The 15,596-nt window shown below is 41.4% G+C and carries 14 protein-coding genes; 5 read left to right on the top strand and 9 right to left on the bottom strand.

Annotated elements, in window-relative coordinates; genetic code table 11:
• Nucleotides 1–38: 38 nt before the first annotated feature.
• Both ACSSVW_RS06170 and ACSSVW_RS06165 read right to left on the bottom strand, forming a co-directional pair.
• A complete protein-coding gene (locus ACSSVW_RS06170; protein WP_036971157.1) occupies nt 39–320 on the bottom strand; it encodes a peptidylprolyl isomerase in 282 nt (93 codons plus the stop codon).
• 75 nt (nt 321–395) lie between these two features.
• Complete coding sequence (locus ACSSVW_RS06165) at nt 396–935, bottom strand: glutathione peroxidase (protein WP_371915649.1); 540 nt, start codon at nt 933–935, stop codon at nt 396–398.
• Nucleotides 936–1,046: 111 nt separating this feature from the next.
• Between ACSSVW_RS06165 and ACSSVW_RS06160 the strand changes: the two genes are divergently transcribed.
• The 3 genes from ACSSVW_RS06160 (at nt 1,047) to ACSSVW_RS06150 (ending at nt 4,767) form a co-directional block, all read left to right on the top strand.
• A complete protein-coding gene (locus tag ACSSVW_RS06160) occupies nt 1,047–1,559 on the top strand; it encodes a GNAT family N-acetyltransferase (RefSeq protein WP_036971153.1) in 513 nt (170 codons plus the stop codon).
• Nucleotides 1,560–1,670: 111 nt separating this feature from the next.
• Nucleotides 1,671–3,620, top strand: a complete 1,950-nt coding sequence (locus ACSSVW_RS06155) for a hybrid sensor histidine kinase/response regulator (protein ID WP_118843982.1) — start codon at nt 1,671–1,673, stop codon at nt 3,618–3,620.
• Nucleotides 3,621–3,639: 19 nt separating this feature from the next.
• Nucleotides 3,640–4,767, top strand: a complete 1,128-nt coding sequence (locus ACSSVW_RS06150) for a response regulator (RefSeq protein ID WP_036971147.1) — start codon at nt 3,640–3,642, stop codon at nt 4,765–4,767.
• 35 nt (nt 4,768–4,802) lie between these two features.
• Here ACSSVW_RS06150 and queG read toward each other — a convergent pair whose 3' ends face one another.
• The 7 genes from queG to ACSSVW_RS06115 form a co-directional block, all read right to left on the bottom strand.
• Nucleotides 4,803–5,954 carry a tRNA epoxyqueuosine(34) reductase QueG gene (gene queG / locus ACSSVW_RS06145; RefSeq protein WP_454179023.1) on the bottom strand — a complete coding sequence of 384 codons (1,152 nt, stop codon included), beginning with the start codon at nt 5,952–5,954 and terminating at the stop codon, nt 4,803–4,805.
• Between the two features lie 59 nt (nt 5,955–6,013).
• Nucleotides 6,014–7,231, bottom strand: coding sequence for a methyl-accepting chemotaxis protein (locus ACSSVW_RS06140; protein WP_074988893.1), 1,218 nt, complete (start codon nt 7,229–7,231; stop codon nt 6,014–6,016).
• A gap of 87 nt (nt 7,232–7,318) precedes the next feature.
• Entirely contained in the window at nt 7,319–8,017 is a 699-nt protein-coding gene (locus tag ACSSVW_RS06135) for a glycerophosphodiester phosphodiesterase (RefSeq protein ID WP_065978148.1), read from the bottom strand.
• Nucleotides 8,014–8,880, bottom strand: coding sequence for a DMT family transporter (locus ACSSVW_RS06130; RefSeq protein WP_417698937.1), 867 nt, complete (start codon nt 8,878–8,880; stop codon nt 8,014–8,016). The genes ACSSVW_RS06135 and ACSSVW_RS06130 overlap by 4 nt, the downstream gene beginning before the upstream one ends.
• Nucleotides 8,881–8,966: 86 nt before the next feature.
• Entirely contained in the window at nt 8,967–10,493 is a 1,527-nt protein-coding gene (locus tag ACSSVW_RS06125; RefSeq protein WP_256719436.1) for a polyamine aminopropyltransferase, read from the bottom strand.
• Nucleotides 10,483–11,301, bottom strand: a complete 819-nt coding sequence (locus tag ACSSVW_RS06120) for a hypothetical protein (protein WP_454179022.1) — start codon at nt 11,299–11,301, stop codon at nt 10,483–10,485. The genes ACSSVW_RS06125 and ACSSVW_RS06120 overlap by 11 nt, the downstream gene beginning before the upstream one ends.
• Nucleotides 11,302–11,317: 16 nt before the next feature.
• Nucleotides 11,318–12,166, bottom strand: coding sequence for a DUF350 domain-containing protein (locus tag ACSSVW_RS06115; RefSeq protein ID WP_227006840.1), 849 nt, complete (start codon nt 12,164–12,166; stop codon nt 11,318–11,320).
• Between the two features lie 181 nt (nt 12,167–12,347).
• Here ACSSVW_RS06115 and rnr point away from each other — a divergent pair, with 181 nt between their 5' ends.
• Both rnr and rlmB read left to right on the top strand, forming a co-directional pair.
• Complete coding sequence (gene rnr, locus ACSSVW_RS06110; protein ID WP_182396110.1) at nt 12,348–14,813, top strand: ribonuclease R; 2,466 nt, start codon at nt 12,348–12,350, stop codon at nt 14,811–14,813.
• A 14-nt stretch (nt 14,814–14,827) separates the two neighbouring features.
• Nucleotides 14,828–15,574 carry a 23S rRNA (guanosine(2251)-2'-O)-methyltransferase RlmB gene (rlmB, locus tag ACSSVW_RS06105; protein ID WP_075594453.1) on the top strand — a complete coding sequence of 249 codons (747 nt, stop codon included), beginning with the start codon at nt 14,828–14,830 and terminating at the stop codon, nt 15,572–15,574.
• The last annotated feature ends 22 nt before the right edge of the window (nt 15,575–15,596 follow it).

Raw genomic sequence — 15,596 nt, 5'->3', positions numbered from 1 at the left:
AAAGCCGCGAAAGCGGCTTTTAACGATTCATTATGAAGTTAGTCTGTTCGGCTAGTTACTTCAAGTAGATGATAACCAAATTGAGTTTGCACAGGCCCTTGCACTTGATTTATTGGCGCTGAAAAAACAACTTTATCGAATTCAGGAACCATCATGCCCGGACCAAACTCACCTAACGCACCGCCATCTTGGCCTGAAGGACAATTTGAGTGAGTACGTGCGAGTTCTGCAAAGTCTGCGCCTTGTTCAATTTGTTGTTTAAGGTCTAGACACTGTGCTTCACTGTCTACGAGTATATGTCTTGCGCTGGCTACTGCCATAATAACTCCCCATTGTGTGTTTTTCTAAATTAAATAATGAGTTTAGTTCAAAATTTGCTGAACGAAAGGTTAAATTTATTTTGCAGCTAACTGCGCTTCAATCGCGTCACGCATAGCTTTTGATTCTGGTTTGGTTTTACTGTTAAAACGCTCAACCGTTTTACGGTCTGCCGAAACAATATATTTGTAAAAGTTCCAATTAGGTGAACTTGTTGCTTCGTTTAGGTGCTTAAAAATTGGGTTTGCGTCACTACCACGCACCGCGCTGGTAGCGAACATGGTAAAGGTAACACCGTAATTAATGTAGCATACTTTTGCGGTGTCTTTTTCGTCATCTTCTTCTTGGAAAAAGTCATCAGAAGGGAAACCAAGAACAACGAGACCACGGTCTTTGTATTCTTTATGAATTGCTTCTAAACCCTCAAACTGTGGCGTAAATCCACAGTTACTTGCGGTATTCACTATGAGCAATGGCTTACCTTTAAATTCGCAAAGATTAACACTTTCTTTTGAGCGTAATTTACGCAGCGTTACATTGGTAAAGTCATCACATTGAGTTTCTGCGACTGGGTCTTGAATTGACGGGGGAGATTCTGCTGCAAGATGAGTAGACATAAGGCTTGCACAGAGTAACAAAGCATATTTATTCATAATGATTTCCTGCTAGTTATTTGTGATGAATATACGCTAATATGCGAGAAAGTGATCATTTAATTTCAGTTATTTATGACTATTCGAACAGCAACAGAACACGACTTAACACAGATTGTCGCTATTTATAACGAAACAATTCCTGGGCGTATGGTAACCGCAGATACCGAAGAGGTAACGGTGGCTGAGCGACAAGCATGGTTCGCAGCCCATACAGAACAAAGGCCGATTTTTGTGTATGAGCAAAACTCGAAAGTACTTGCATGGCTCAGCTATAAATCTTTTTATGGGCGTCCAGCGTATGATGGCACAGTCGAAATTAGTATATATATTACCTCAAACGCTCAGGGGCAGGGGTTAGGCAAAACGTTGCTTTCGTTTGCAGAGGAGCATGCCAAAACGCTTAATATAAAAGTTTTGCTAGCGTTTATTTTTAGTCATAACCTGCCGAGCATTAAACTGTTTAATCGTTTTGATTATCAGGTTTGGGGAGAACTGCCTGAAGTTGCAATTATGGATGATAAAGCATATAGCCTCGTTATTTTAGGTAAGCACTTAGATCTTAAAGTAATAAAAAAAGCAGTGTAAATTTAGTGACTTTGTTTTTTTTCGACTACTCTAATTAGGTAATTATCATTAATTTGAGCCTAGTGTACTGTGCGAAGAATATTAATTGTCGATAGTAATAGTGTTTTAGCAATGCGCGTAAAAGTGTTATTGGAACTCATTGGCTGTAAAGTCGAGTTATTGCACTTTTCGATGATAGATGACACTGTTTTAACTCAAGAATTTGATTTAGTTGCGGCTTCTCATGGTGTGCCGACAGAAACTATAAAGAAACTGAGTGGGGTGTTTTCGCAAGAAAATTTTTTATTGCTTGCACCCAAAGCACAGCGTAGTGATTTACTCGAGCACTTCAGTGAAATTAATCGCTTGCTGCCTAATTCAGTGGTTATTTACCCATTTTTTGCAAACAAAGAAATTAGCACTTTATTAGAAGGGGTGTTAGAGCTGGGTAGTGACAACATCTTAAAGCTGCCCACGGTATTGGTTGTTGACCATCTCCCAGAACGATTAGAAAAAATTACTCAAAACTTAAAAGGCGCGCACATTAAAACCTTTAAAGCTGGGAGTAAGCTTTCAGCTATTGAAATAATAAATCAACACAGCATTGATTTATTAATAAGCGACTTTACCTTTGAAGATGGCACTGGACTTGAGTTGTTTAACAAGCTGAAAGGGACGCAGCCTAACAGCCGTTGTTTACTGTATACCTCAAAGCCTGAACAGGTTTCGATGATTGAAGCTATTCGTCAGGGGGTGGAGGATGTGCTGGTTAAGCCCGTTGATGATAATAGCCTATTACAGTCGGTTCATAAATTGTGGCAAACGGAGCTACTTAAACGCCACAACGCAGAGTTAGTTGAGCGTTTACAAAATACTGTTGATGCCCTCATAGAAAAAGACAGCCTGTTAAGGGTTATTTTTAAACACACTCCTGATGCGATTATATTGTTTGATCGCACGGGTAAAATTATTGAAACCAATGATGCCTGTGAACTGTTATTTGAAAAACCGCTTAAAGAGTTTGAAAACTGCTCGGTGTTTGACTTTTTTGATACACCTTCAATAAACCGTATTAAAGATAAAATAAGCACCCTGAATAAAAATCGTCAATTTAGCTGTGACTTAAGACTGCTTAAAGAAAACGGCAATGAGGTTCCTCTGGTAGGCTCGTTTAACGAAATAGATCACCATGGTGAAATTGCGTTGGCGGTTATCTTTAAAAATGTTACCCACCTGAAAGAAAAAGAAGACTTGCTGCTTGAAGCAAAAGACATGCTCGAAGAAGAAGTTAAAGCGCGTACAGCACAACTTGAGCATGCTAAAAACGTTGCCGAGGCCGCAAATCTGAGTAAATCAGAGTTTTTAGCTAATATGTCTCATGAGTTAAGAACTCCCATGCATTCTATTTTAAGTTTTGCACGCTTTGGACTTGAAAAAGTTGCAAATGACGATCTAAATAAAGATAAGTTAAACAAGTATTTATCGCGGATAGAGCAAAGTGGAGAGCGGTTGTTATCGCTGCTTAATAACCTACTCGACTTATCTAAATTGGATGTTGGCAAGTTTCCATTTAACCCTCAAAAACATAATCTGATCAACATTATAAAAACCAGTATTGATGATGTGTCTGGCACAGCACTTGAGCGAAATATAATGATTCGTCTACTGGAAACTGGGCAAGATATCGTTCTGGATTGTGATGAAGAACAGATCAATCAAATTATGCGCAATTTATTAGGAAACGCGCTGAAATTCAGTGAACCGTTCAGCGAGATAGATATTCAGTTATCAGTGCAAAATAATATCGCTGAAGTAGCGGTTGTTGACCGTGGTATTGGTATTCCAGAGTGTGAACTTGAAAAAGTATTTGCCAAGTTTGAACAAAGTAGCAAAACCAATAGTGGTGCAGGAGGCACAGGCCTTGGGTTAGCTATTTGTCGGGAGTTTGTGAGCTTGCACCAAGGCACTATCTCCGCACATAACAACGAATATGGGGGCGCTACAATTTTAGTGCGATTACCTTTGAATATAGATTTGCCTCAGCATTTAGCGACTGAAGAGCAAACTATGAAGCTTAATTAACAAAACGGAAGAACTAGACATGGCCTTGAAGCGAATTTTAGCCGTCGATGATGAACCATTTAACTTAGAAATAATTGAAGAGATCCTCGAAGAACTCGATTTTGAGCTGAAAATGGTCAACAGCGGTCCAGAATGTTTAGATGTTGTTGAAGCGTTTGATCCACAAGTTATCTTGCTGGATGTTAGCATGCCACAAATGAGTGGTTATGAAGTATGCCGAAAGTTAAAAGAAAACCCGAATACAGAAAAAATAATCGTTATGTTTGTGTCGGCCAGAGGCACGGTTGAAGAGCGTATGGAAGGGTATTCTGTAGGGGCTGAAGATTATATTGTAAAACCTTTTGGGCATGATGAATTAAAGCTCAAGCTACAACACTTAAACCAAGTACTGATCGAAAAAGAAATGCTTGAACAACAAGTGGAAGACGCCACATCAACAGCCTTTAATGCAATGGCTAACAGTAGTGAAATGGGCCAAATTGTTAATTATATCGAGCATATCGGTTTAATTGATGATGAAAAAGAGTTGGGCAAAGCATTACTTCATTGTTTAAGCGCATTTGACTTACAAAGTAATGTTGAATTTCGCTTAGCATCGGGTCTCGAGCACTTTTCAGTGTCAGGTGTTTGTTCGCCCATTGTTGTTGAGCTATTTGAAATGCTTAAAAACAAAGGCCGTTTACATGAGTTTTCGAGTCGAATTTTAGTAAATTATGAAATGATTAGCTTACTCATTTTGAATATGCCAGAACAAGATCCCGATAAACATGGCCGTATTCGTGACCACATTTGCTTTTTAGTGAGTGTGACCGAGCAGCAGCTTAAAGCGATAATTACAAAAAAAGAACTGGTTAAACAGCAACAGCAACTGAATGACGCAGTGTCTAAAGTACACAGTAAGTTTAAGGGGCTCATAGAGCTTTTGAATGACAATCGTATTAATAACGAAGCGGTGTTTAAACAGTTACAAGAGGATTTGGAACAACGAATACCTACAATGGGATTAGACGAAGACCAAGAGATCTTTATTTATCAAAAAGTCGATGAAACCATTCAAAACTCAGTAGCGCGTGAAGAGTCAGTGCAGGGAGTAAAGGCCGCATTTAAAGAGATTGAAAACGATTTATCGGTCTTATTAAAGCAATGACACACTCATTGAGTACGCGCGGTGCTGGCCGCGCTTTAAGCATCTCGTGGTAAGCCTTTTTCAACAATACGAATCAAACGTGCGGTTTTACGTAATTTAAGCTGACGCTTGTTCTGTTGTTGTGAAAGCGCCCACTCTATGTGCTCTGCGACCAGTGGCGTTGCACTTTGAAGCGCCTTTTTAAGCGCGATAATAATTGTGTCGCTATAGTCAGCATTACCAAGTCCAACCGCTAGATTTCTTTGCCAGCGCTCATGGCCAATACGACGAATCGGGCTGCCTTCAGTGTTTTTTAGGAATGTGGCTTCATCCCATGCAAAGAGTGTGAGTAAGTCTTGATCTTTTAATTGCGTTCGAGGATGGAAGTCGGCTTCATCGGTTATTTGTCCATAACGATTCCACGGACACACGAGTTGACAGTCATCACAGCCATACACACGGTTACCAAGTAATGAACGGTACTCTTCAGGAATAGGGCCTTGCAGCTCAATCGTGAGATAAGAGATACATTTACGGGCATCGACTACATACGGCTCAACAATCGCACCTGTCGGGCACAGAGTCATACACGCCACACACTTGCCACAGCCTTCAAAGGTATTTTCGTTATCGATAGGCAGTGGAATATCAACAAATAACTCGCCTAAGAAAAACCACGACCCCGCTTCTTTATTTATCAGAAGGCTGTGTTTTCCACGCCAGCCTAACCCTGCTTTTTCTGCTAATTGCCGTTCAAGGACTGGCGCAGAGTCCACAAATGGGCGAAATCCTAGCTGACCTACTTGTTGTTCTATTTTTTGGCCTAATTTTTTGAGGCGATTACGAATGAGCTTATGGTAGTCGCGACCTAGCGCATAGCGACTTATGTACGCTTTTTCGGTTTGCTTGAGGTTTTTAGCAAAGCTGGCATCGGGTGGAAGGTAGTTCATTTTAACCGAGATAACACGCTGAGTACCCGGCACTAATTCTACTGGACGGGCACGTTTCATCCCATGCGCAGCCATGTATTCCATGTCGCCGTGGTAACCCAAATCTAACCAACGTTGAAGCTGGACTTCGTGCTGAGTGAGATCAATATCGGTGATCCCGACTTCTGCAAAACCAAGGTCTTTACCCCATTGCTTAATTTGCTGCGCGAGTTGCTGGTAATCGATAGGTGTTGTCACGGTGAATAAAAAAGTAGCCAAGGAATGGCTACTTTATCATAGTTAAAGAAAGCTTAGAATTAAAAGCGTTTCAGCGCCCATTAAACAAACCGTTTTAGCTGTTGTTGGGTTTGTTGGCTAAGTAAATGTGATTGCTCACAATCAGCAAGGGATTCATCTATTTGCTGTTTCGCTTGCTCACCTAGCGCCACAATTTGCTCGACACTTTGGTGTGTTTGAGTTTGTGTTTGTTCTAGTAAATGAACAGCACTAACAATCTGTTGCAGCTGCTGTTGATTTTGCTCAAACTCACTCAGCATGTTGCTAAACCCTGCTGAGGTATTGCTAATGGCTGTTTCAGCTTCACTTGAATGGCTAATTAATAACTCAGACTCTTTATTTGTTTCGTTTACCAAGCTATTCATTTGATTAATAAAGTCGCTAATTTGACGGGTTGCATCGTTCACTTTTACAGAAAGAGTTCTGACTTCATCAGCAACAACCGCAAACCCTCGGCCAGCTTCACCGGCACGTGCAGCTTCAATCGCGGCATTTAAGGCTAACAAATTTGTTTGATCAGAAAACTCTTCAACCATTTTTAAAATAGCACGAATATTTTCACTGTTTTCTTTTAACCCCGACACGGTCGCAGAAAAGTTGCCAAGAATTTGGCTGATCATGGCCACTTTTTTTACCAGAGTAGATAGTTCCGCAGCTGAATGTTGTACAAAACTTAGATGCTCACTGTTAACCGTATGAACACTGTCGGTGTTTGCAGAGATATGCTCTAAACTTGTCGTAATTTGATTACTTGCATCGGTAATTGTATGGCTAAACGTAATTTGTTGATGGCTAAGCTTCGCTGTTTGCTGCATCGATTCTGTCATTTTTGAACTACTATCGGCACTGGCTTGCGCACTTTGGTATGTGGTGGCCAGTAGCTGGCTTAGGTGAGATGTAAAAGTATTGTATTGCTCGCTTAAATCGCGAAATTCATCAAAGGTAAAGTGTGGGAGTTTTGCCGATAAGTCAGCATCATGACGATTAATTTGCGCTAAAGTATCGCGCATAGCCTGTACGGGCCGCACAATTAAAAAACGCATATAAAAAAGTGTGAAAATAAAACTGCCAACAATAACGAGTGTCATGAGCCAGAATAGCCCTGTGCTTGCTTGCTGTTCAGATAAGCTGCTGTAAAGCCAAATTAAAGTAATGACCTGAAAGGCAAACACAAACCCCAAGTTACCGACAATTTTACGCGTTAAGGTGTAAAAGAAAGTTTGTTCGATAAAATTATAAATGCGCATATAGCTACTCATTGAGGTGTTATGTTGATTCATGTCGGGCGTTTCTTAGTCTTATTTAATTCCACGTTATTCGACACAGTATAGCTTATTCTTTTTGAGTCACAGCGACTGCAGTGTCATTTGTGTATGGCATGGGAAATTAGTAAAAATTCCATCCACGCCATAATCAAGCATTAACTCGATATCTTCTACCTTATCGACCGTATACGCATAGACTTTAAGTCCACGTTGTTTGGCATCGGCAACAAACTCATGGTTTATAAAGTTTTTATCAATATGAATGCTGTAGGCATGCAGCTTTTGCGCAAACTCACTGTAATTGATAGGAATTGATGCGGTTAACGCGCCAATCTTCACCCAGGGTAACTTTTGCTTGAGCCACATGAGTTGATGATGATCAAAGGATGAGACTAAAAGATTATCTCTTGATAACTTTCCAGTGCTAATGTTTGATTCAATAAGCTCTACAAACTTATCAAGTGAAAAGGTATGTTTGAGTTCTAAATTGAGCAGTGTTTTATCATTAACCCAATCAATCGCTTGCTGTAGCGTTGGCACTATTTCGCCATTACCTGCATCGAACTGTTGAATCTGGGCTTTGCTGCAGGCATTCACTTTACCGCGACCTGATGTGGTCCGGTCAAGCCATGTGTCATGAATAATCATATAATCATCAAGGCAGCTTTGTACGTCGATTTCAATACCGTCAACAGCCAAATCTACAGCGGCTAATATGGCACTTTTGGTATTTTCTGGGTAGGTACCACTGGCACCTCTGTGAGCGAATACTTTTATCATTGCGTGTGTTTCCGAGTCACTGACCATGTTTCATAAAAAGCGGCGCTTATAACCAAAACGCCCCCCATAATTGTGCTTATTGTTGGTTGCTCATGCAAAATTAAAAAAGCCAAAAACGTGCCGTATAGCGGTTGCAAGCAAGAAATTAATCCAGCCGTTGAGGCTGATAAGTGTTGTAAACTTGCAGCAAAAAGTGAATGCGGCGCTGCTGTAAAAATAACCCCAGCGGTGATCAATAGCAGCCAATTAATTGTATCAACTTGTAATGGCGGTACTTCAAGGAAGGCGCACAGCATAATACAGGCAATCCACGTTTGATAAAGCATGGTCTGTGGGCCACCGTATTGGCTAAAGTAACGCTTATGAATAATATTTCTAAAAGCAAAAAAGAAGGCTGATAAAATACCGGTCGCAATGCCAAGCGTAACATCATTCCCAAGGTTTGCATCTGGGATGAGTAAGTAAATACCGAACATCACCACTACAGCGCTAATAATATCTTTCAGTTGCGGTTTACGACCATGAAAAAGAGGCTCTAAAAATACAGTGATCACGGGGTAAGTAAAAAAGGCAATCATGCCAACAGCAATACCGGCTAATTGCATTCCTGCAAAATAGGTTAACCAATGAATACCGACTGTCACCCCGAGTAATAGAGCAATAAGATAATCACGGCGAGAGTGGAGTTTAATCGCCTTTTTTTGGATATAAAGTAAGATCAATAAGGCACAACCGGCAATACCTGTTCTGTATACGGTAATGTCTAATGCACTTAAGTTAATGAGCTTGGCAAACAACGCAGTTCCACCAAATAGCAACACTGCAATGTGTAAGTACATAAGACTTTGTTTGTGCGCCTGCATTGCGACCCTTGTTATTATTATGCTTAACTCTCTTTTTAACGGTAATCCTTTGCTTTGTAAACCATCCTATGGGCTAATCCATTGGTTTAGTTCCAGTGTTTCCAGCCTTTTAAATAATAGTGCAGCACATTGGGCTCATCGAGGGTCGAGACTTTTTCGTTATTTGCACTGATATCTGGCGTAAAAATAAATAGCTGTGCATCATTTTCTGGCCGATAGTAACGAGTATCTACATTGAGTGTTTGATGATTAGCACATTGAAGTTTACATGCCATAACAAACCCCCACTCACCAAATGAAGGAACGTTCAAGTGATAAGGCAAAGTATGGGCAAAGCCTGCTGCACTCATCGTATTATTAATTGACCAGAATGCGCGTTTTGCGAAAAACGGACTGGTAGCTTGCGTTACGACGATTCCATTGTCGGGTAAGCGACGTTTTACTCGTTGGTAAAATTGTTGGCTATATAATCGAGCTAAATTGATTGCTTTAGGATCTGGCAAATCAATAAAAACAATATCAAACAATGTTTTATCTTGTTCTATAAATACATATGCATCCTGATGAACCACCGTGACTTTAGGGTTACTGAGCGAGTGTTGATTAAGCTCTGTAAGGTTGTAGTTAGATCGAGCAAGCTCTGCGACGCTAGGGTCTAAATCAACAAGGGTAATGGATTCTAGTTGTGGGTATTTAAGCAGCTCTCTGGCAGCAAGACCATCACCGCCCCCTAAAATTAAAATGCGTTTTGCATTACCGTGTCTCACCATCGCTGGGTGAATAAGCGCTTCGTGATAACGGTATTCATCTATCGAAGAAAATTGTAAACCGCCATTCAAATAGAGGCGAATGTCATCTTTGTGGCGCGTTAGAACGATTTGCTGATAGGGCGTTTGTGCTGAGTGAACCACGCGATCATCATAAATTTGGCTCTGCCAATGATGTGTGAGTTGTTGACTGGCATATAAACTCAATCCTAATACTGCGCTGACTAATACAAGCGTTAGTCTGAGTATTTTCCGTCGGTTGCGGCTTATATGGTCTACAAAATACCACAGTAATAACAGTGCAATACTGAGATTCATTAAGCCAAAGCTAAGTGACGTTTTAAATACACCTAACCACGGCAAAAATAGAAAAGGAAATAACAAGGTCGCCAGTAGGGCGCCAAAGTAGTCTATTGATAATACATTGGCAAGATTGGCTTTTAACGCGTAGTGCTTTTCCATCAAACGGCTTAAAAGCGGAATTTCTAAACCAATTAACACCCCGATTAATGTGGTTAATATGACACTGATTGCCTGTAACGGCAAAGAGTATGCGTAAGCAAAGTAGAGAAGGGGAACACTAAGCCCGCCTAACAATGCGAGCACTAGTTCAAAGGCTATAAAATACACCAATAAGGGGTTATCAGGGACAAAGCGCGAAAAATACGACCCGATGCCCATCGCCGCCATATAAACGCCGATAGTGAGAGAAAATTGGGTGATGCTGTCACCCAAAAAATAAGCCCCTGTTGTGGCAATTAATAGCTCATAAATAATAGAGCACAGACCCGCAACAAAAATACTAAACAGTAAAATATGGCTTTCACGGATTGTTTTACTTTCCACCAGAACCGCCTCGAGAGCGAAAACCTGGGCTGCCAATACTCTGTTCTCGTAATTGTTTATCTACCGTGATGTTGCTGTGATAAAGAGAGTACATAAGCCAATCACGTTCATCATCATTTTTGCTGTAAGCATACATAGAGGCAAGACCAATGGGGGTGAAAAAAAGCAGCACGATAGGCCAAACGGCGACACGGGTTTCCATGGCTTTTATGGCTTCGGGGTTTAATTTATTAATTGGCTTATATGTAATATCAGAGCCTTCACGCTCTGCTTCAAAGCGATGTAGAACCACAAAAATGCACATGCCCGCTACTATTCCTGATAGCCACATAAAGGGTAATAATATGTTGCTATTGCCTTTAATCGGAATGATGCGAAACGAATAACTAAAATGCTCTGCACGTGTGTTTGGGCCAAAACTGCTACTAACATAAGCACTGTATTGGCCTTTCTTAGGAAAATGCACCTCGTGATGAACTTTCTCTCGGTACTCGGTCCATTTACCTTCTGAATCTCGACCCGTTTCAGCCCATAGTTCATCAGAATAACTGAATAGGTAATTACCTTCAGGATCAAAAATTTCAATATCGATGGCTTTCCATGAGTTCAAAGGTAAGCGGCCTTTGATCTCGAAACGCATCATTTGGCCATCTTCAGGAACATTAAATAAATAGGGCTTATCTTGGCCATTATATTCTTTGAAGTTGCCATATTGGCCATTTTGCAGAGGCTCTTGAAGGTCTGCGCGTATCAAAAAACAGCTTAAAAAAGCAATCGACGCGATAGTAAAAAGCTTATAGATGCTCATCCTTACTCCAATAAGCTTAAATAGCGATCGTGATAATCACTGCAACACTTATTGCGATGCTGCTTTCGATAACGGCAACAGCGGTATTATTGTCATGCATAGCTTGGTCAAGAGAGATTTTACTGAAGATAATTTTATCAACCAAGTAACGTACGATCGGCAAGATTAAGAAGCCAAACAACGCATCAATAAAAAATAAACTAAGACTTTGTTGCCAAGTATGAAAGCCACCAAGCAGGGCATGGCACAGAATGATTGCTAACGCTAACATGGTGCCTGAGAAGCTCATCGCTACAGCTTTATTGCCTTTTTCAAGCTGTTCATGCAGGTCAAAAGCAGTGAGGTGATCATAGCCTTTAGCAAACATGATCAGCAAAAGCTGTCCGAGTGCATAAAATACAATGGCTGATAACCACGTCCCTTCACCCGTTAAAGCGCCACCAATGATTAAGGCTGCAGCCATGTAATTAGCAGCTTGTACTAAGCCAACGGCTTCATTTTGTCGATTAATTAACTGTTCTTGGTTGCAGAATAAACGCAGCAGTAACTTATCATTTAGAAAGCGTGAGCATGTTAATAACACCATGCCGAGTACACTATACAGCGATACATTAATTAAGTCGGTCAGTAGGCCTTTGCTTGGTCCTGCTAGTACAAAACCATAAATAATCGTAATAGCGCCCAAATAGCCACCAATTGATAAACCTAATGCTGTATTGGCATTATCTGTTAACTGATTTGTGGTGTTGTAGGGGGTTGCTAAGTTATACGACAGCTTAGCGAGTGCGATTATCGCGATAAAAAGAGCGATGTATGCGCTGTTGTACGCCATTGCTGCAAGGTAGTGGGTTAAATTAATATCCATATAAATTTGTTAGGTTGTTGTTATTTTCAGAAAATATTACCACAGACTCTTTACTGCGAAGAATATCAACGTGTTATTTTTGGCATATTTAGTTAATTTCTTAAAAGTTTCATAGCATTTGCCTGTCTCATTGCGTGGTTATGGGTTAAAATAACAACATAACCAACTAACAAGATAGTGAATGACAAAACAGGATCCCAATCTCAGTCGAGAACAAGAAAAGTACGAAAACCCAGTCCCTAGCCGTGAGTTTATACTTACTCACTTAGAATCTCGCGCTAAACCAGCAAACTTCACACAACTTTGTGACGAATTACACGTGGATGACACTGAACGCCAAATTGCGTTTAAACGTCGTTTGCGCGCTATGGAGCGTGACGGTCAGTTGTATTTCAATAAATTTAAATGCTACGCGTTGATTGATGAATCAGGCCTTGTGAAAGGCAAAGTAGTTGGCCATCGTGATGGGTTCGGCTTTTTAGAAGTTGAAGGCGAAAATAAAGATTGGTTTATCGCAAAACACCAGATGAACATGGTGCTGCATGGCGACATTGTGCTTGCTAAAGGCAATCGCAAAGGCGGCAGTGGTAAATGCGACGCGCGTATCATTAAAGTGTTAACGAATGAGCGCGCCCCGATTGTTGGTCGTTATTTTGTTGAGCATGGCATTGCGGTGGTTGTTGCCGAAGACCCGCGAATCACGCAAGATATCATGATACTGCCTGGCAGTGAGAATGGCGCGCGCCATAATCAAATGGTGCAAGTTCAGATCACACAAAACCCAAGTCGTCACATGAATGCAGTGGGTAAAGTAACGGAAGTATTGGGTGAGCATTTAGCCCCCGGTATGGAAATTGAAGTAGCACTTCGAAACCATGATATTCCGCATGTATGGCCTGAAGCCGTTGAAAAGCAAGTTGCCCATTTAGGTGAATTTGTTGATGAGCAAGCAAAGCAAGGCCGAGTCGATTTACGTGATTTACCATTAGTAACAATTGATGGTGAAGATGCACGAGACTTTGATGACGCCGTTTACTGTGAGCGAAAACCATCAGGTGGTTGGCGTTTATGGGTCGCGATTGCTGATGTATCACATTATGTTGGTATGAACACGCCACTGAATAAAGAAGCGATAGAACGCGGTAATTCAGTGTACTTTCCTGAGCAAGTGATCCCCATGTTGCCGAAGGTGTTGTCAAATGGTTTGTGTTCATTAAACCCCAATGTTGATCGCTTATGTATGGTTGCCGAGATGACCGTATCTGAGCAGGGCACCTTAGAGAATTATAAGTTTTACGAAGCGGTGATGAATTCACATGCCCGTTTTACTTACACTAAAGTGCATGCAATTTTGCAAGGTGATGAAAGGCTGTGCGAAGAATACGCGCCAATGGTGCCGCATTTAACTGATTTACATCAAATGTACATGGCACTGAAAGCAGCTCGTCAAGAGCGTGGTGCAATTGAGTTTGAAACGCTAGAAACGCGTTTTGTGTTTGATGCTCACCGAAAAATTGAATCAATCGTCCCTGTGGTGCGTAATGATGCGCATAAGCTCATTGAAGAATGCATGATTTTGGCGAATGTATCGGCAGCTCGTTTATTAGAAAAACATGAGGCCAGTGCACTTTATCGTGTGCATGATGAACCTGATGCTGAAAAGCTTGGTTTCTTCAGAAACTTTTTATCTGAACTGGGCATTGAGTCAACATTGTCAGATGAGCCGACACCAAAAGAAATAACACATGTACTTGCAAAACTAGGTGACCGTCCTGAAGCCGAGTTAATTCAAACCATGTTATTACGTTCGATGAAACAGGCTGTGTATCAACCCGACAACATTGGGCACTTTGGTTTGGCGTTACCTGCTTACGCGCATTTTACATCGCCAATTCGCCGTTACCCTGATTTAGTTGTGCACCGTGCGATTAAAGCTGTTTTAAAAGCACAAGGCCAACAAACGTCGGGCGAGTATGCTTACAGTAATGATGAAGTTGATATTTTAGGCGAGCAATGTTCAACCACTGAACGTCGCGCAGATGATGCGACCCGTGAAGTCGCCGATTGGCTTAAATGTGAGTTTATGCAAGACCATGTTGGCGATGAATTTGGCGGGGTTATTTCATCGGTCACTAACTTTGGTTTATTTGTTCGCATAGACGACTTACAAATAGATGGCATGATCCACGTAACGAATCTTGGCAATGAATACTTCCATTATGACAATGCAAAACACTGTCTTATTGGTGAGCAAACTCATACGGTTCATCGCTTAGGCGATAAAGTGACGGTTCAGGTATCGTCTGTCAGCTTAGATGAGCGTCGAATTAATTTAGTGTTTGCTGGTGATGTGCCGCAAGACCGCTATGCGCGACGCCGTGCGCAAAGTGCACCTGCAAAACCGAGTATTCGTGCGCAGTTAAAAGCGGGGAAAATCCCTGGCAAAAAAGGGGATGATAGTCGCTCAGACCCTAAATCTTCAGAGAAAGATAATGCAAAGCGTGGCAAGTCTTCTCATGCAAAAGGGCGTAAAAAACCTAACAGCAAACAAGCGGATGTTGTAAAAGCAGGTAAGAAGAAGAGCAAGAAAAAAGCCACCAAAAAGGCAAAAAGACCGGGCAAGAACGCCCGAAAACGTACTAGCTGAGGAGCAAATAATACGTGAGTAATGAATTAATTTTTGGTTTTCACTCTGTTGAAGCTATTTTAGCAAAAGAGCCTGAGCGCTTTTTAGAAATTTATGCGCTAAAAGGGCGTGAAGATAAGCGTTTAAACCCGATTATTGATGAAGCTCGTAAGTTCGGTATTTCAGTGCAATTTATGCAGCGCAAAGCACTTGATAACAAAGCCAATGGTGAACAGCACCAAGGGATCATTGCTAACGTGAAAGCAGCGCGAATGTACAATGAAAAAGATCTCGACGAAATCATTGCCCGCGAAGACACGCCTTTCTTGTTAGTGTTAGATGGCATAACCGATCCGCATAATTTAGGTGCGTGTTTACGCAGTGCGGATGCAGCAGGCGTGCACGCGATTATTGTGCCTAAAGATAAGTCTGCAAAGCTTAATGGCACAGCACGTAAGGTAGCCTGTGGTGCCGCTGAAACTGTGCCTTTAGTACAAGTGACAAACCTTGCACGCACATTACGTGAAATTAAAGACGCAGGTGTGTGGGTTGTTGGCACAGCGGGTGAAACTGACACCGAATTATTTGACGCTAACTTAACAGGTCCAATGGCCATAGTGATGGGAGCCGAAGGTGACGGTATGCGTCGTCTAACTCGCGAGCACTGCGACCTACTCGTTAAAATACCCATGGCTGGCACGGTATCAAGTTTAAATGTATCGGTTGCGACCGGTATTTGCTTATTTGAGGTATTACGTCAGCGTAATGCGACGCAGCTTTAATCTTTGCGTTCGACAATAAAAA

Source organism: Pseudoalteromonas sp. MBR-15 (assembly GCF_053628915.1).
This window is presented reverse-complemented; position numbering and strand designations above follow the sequence as displayed.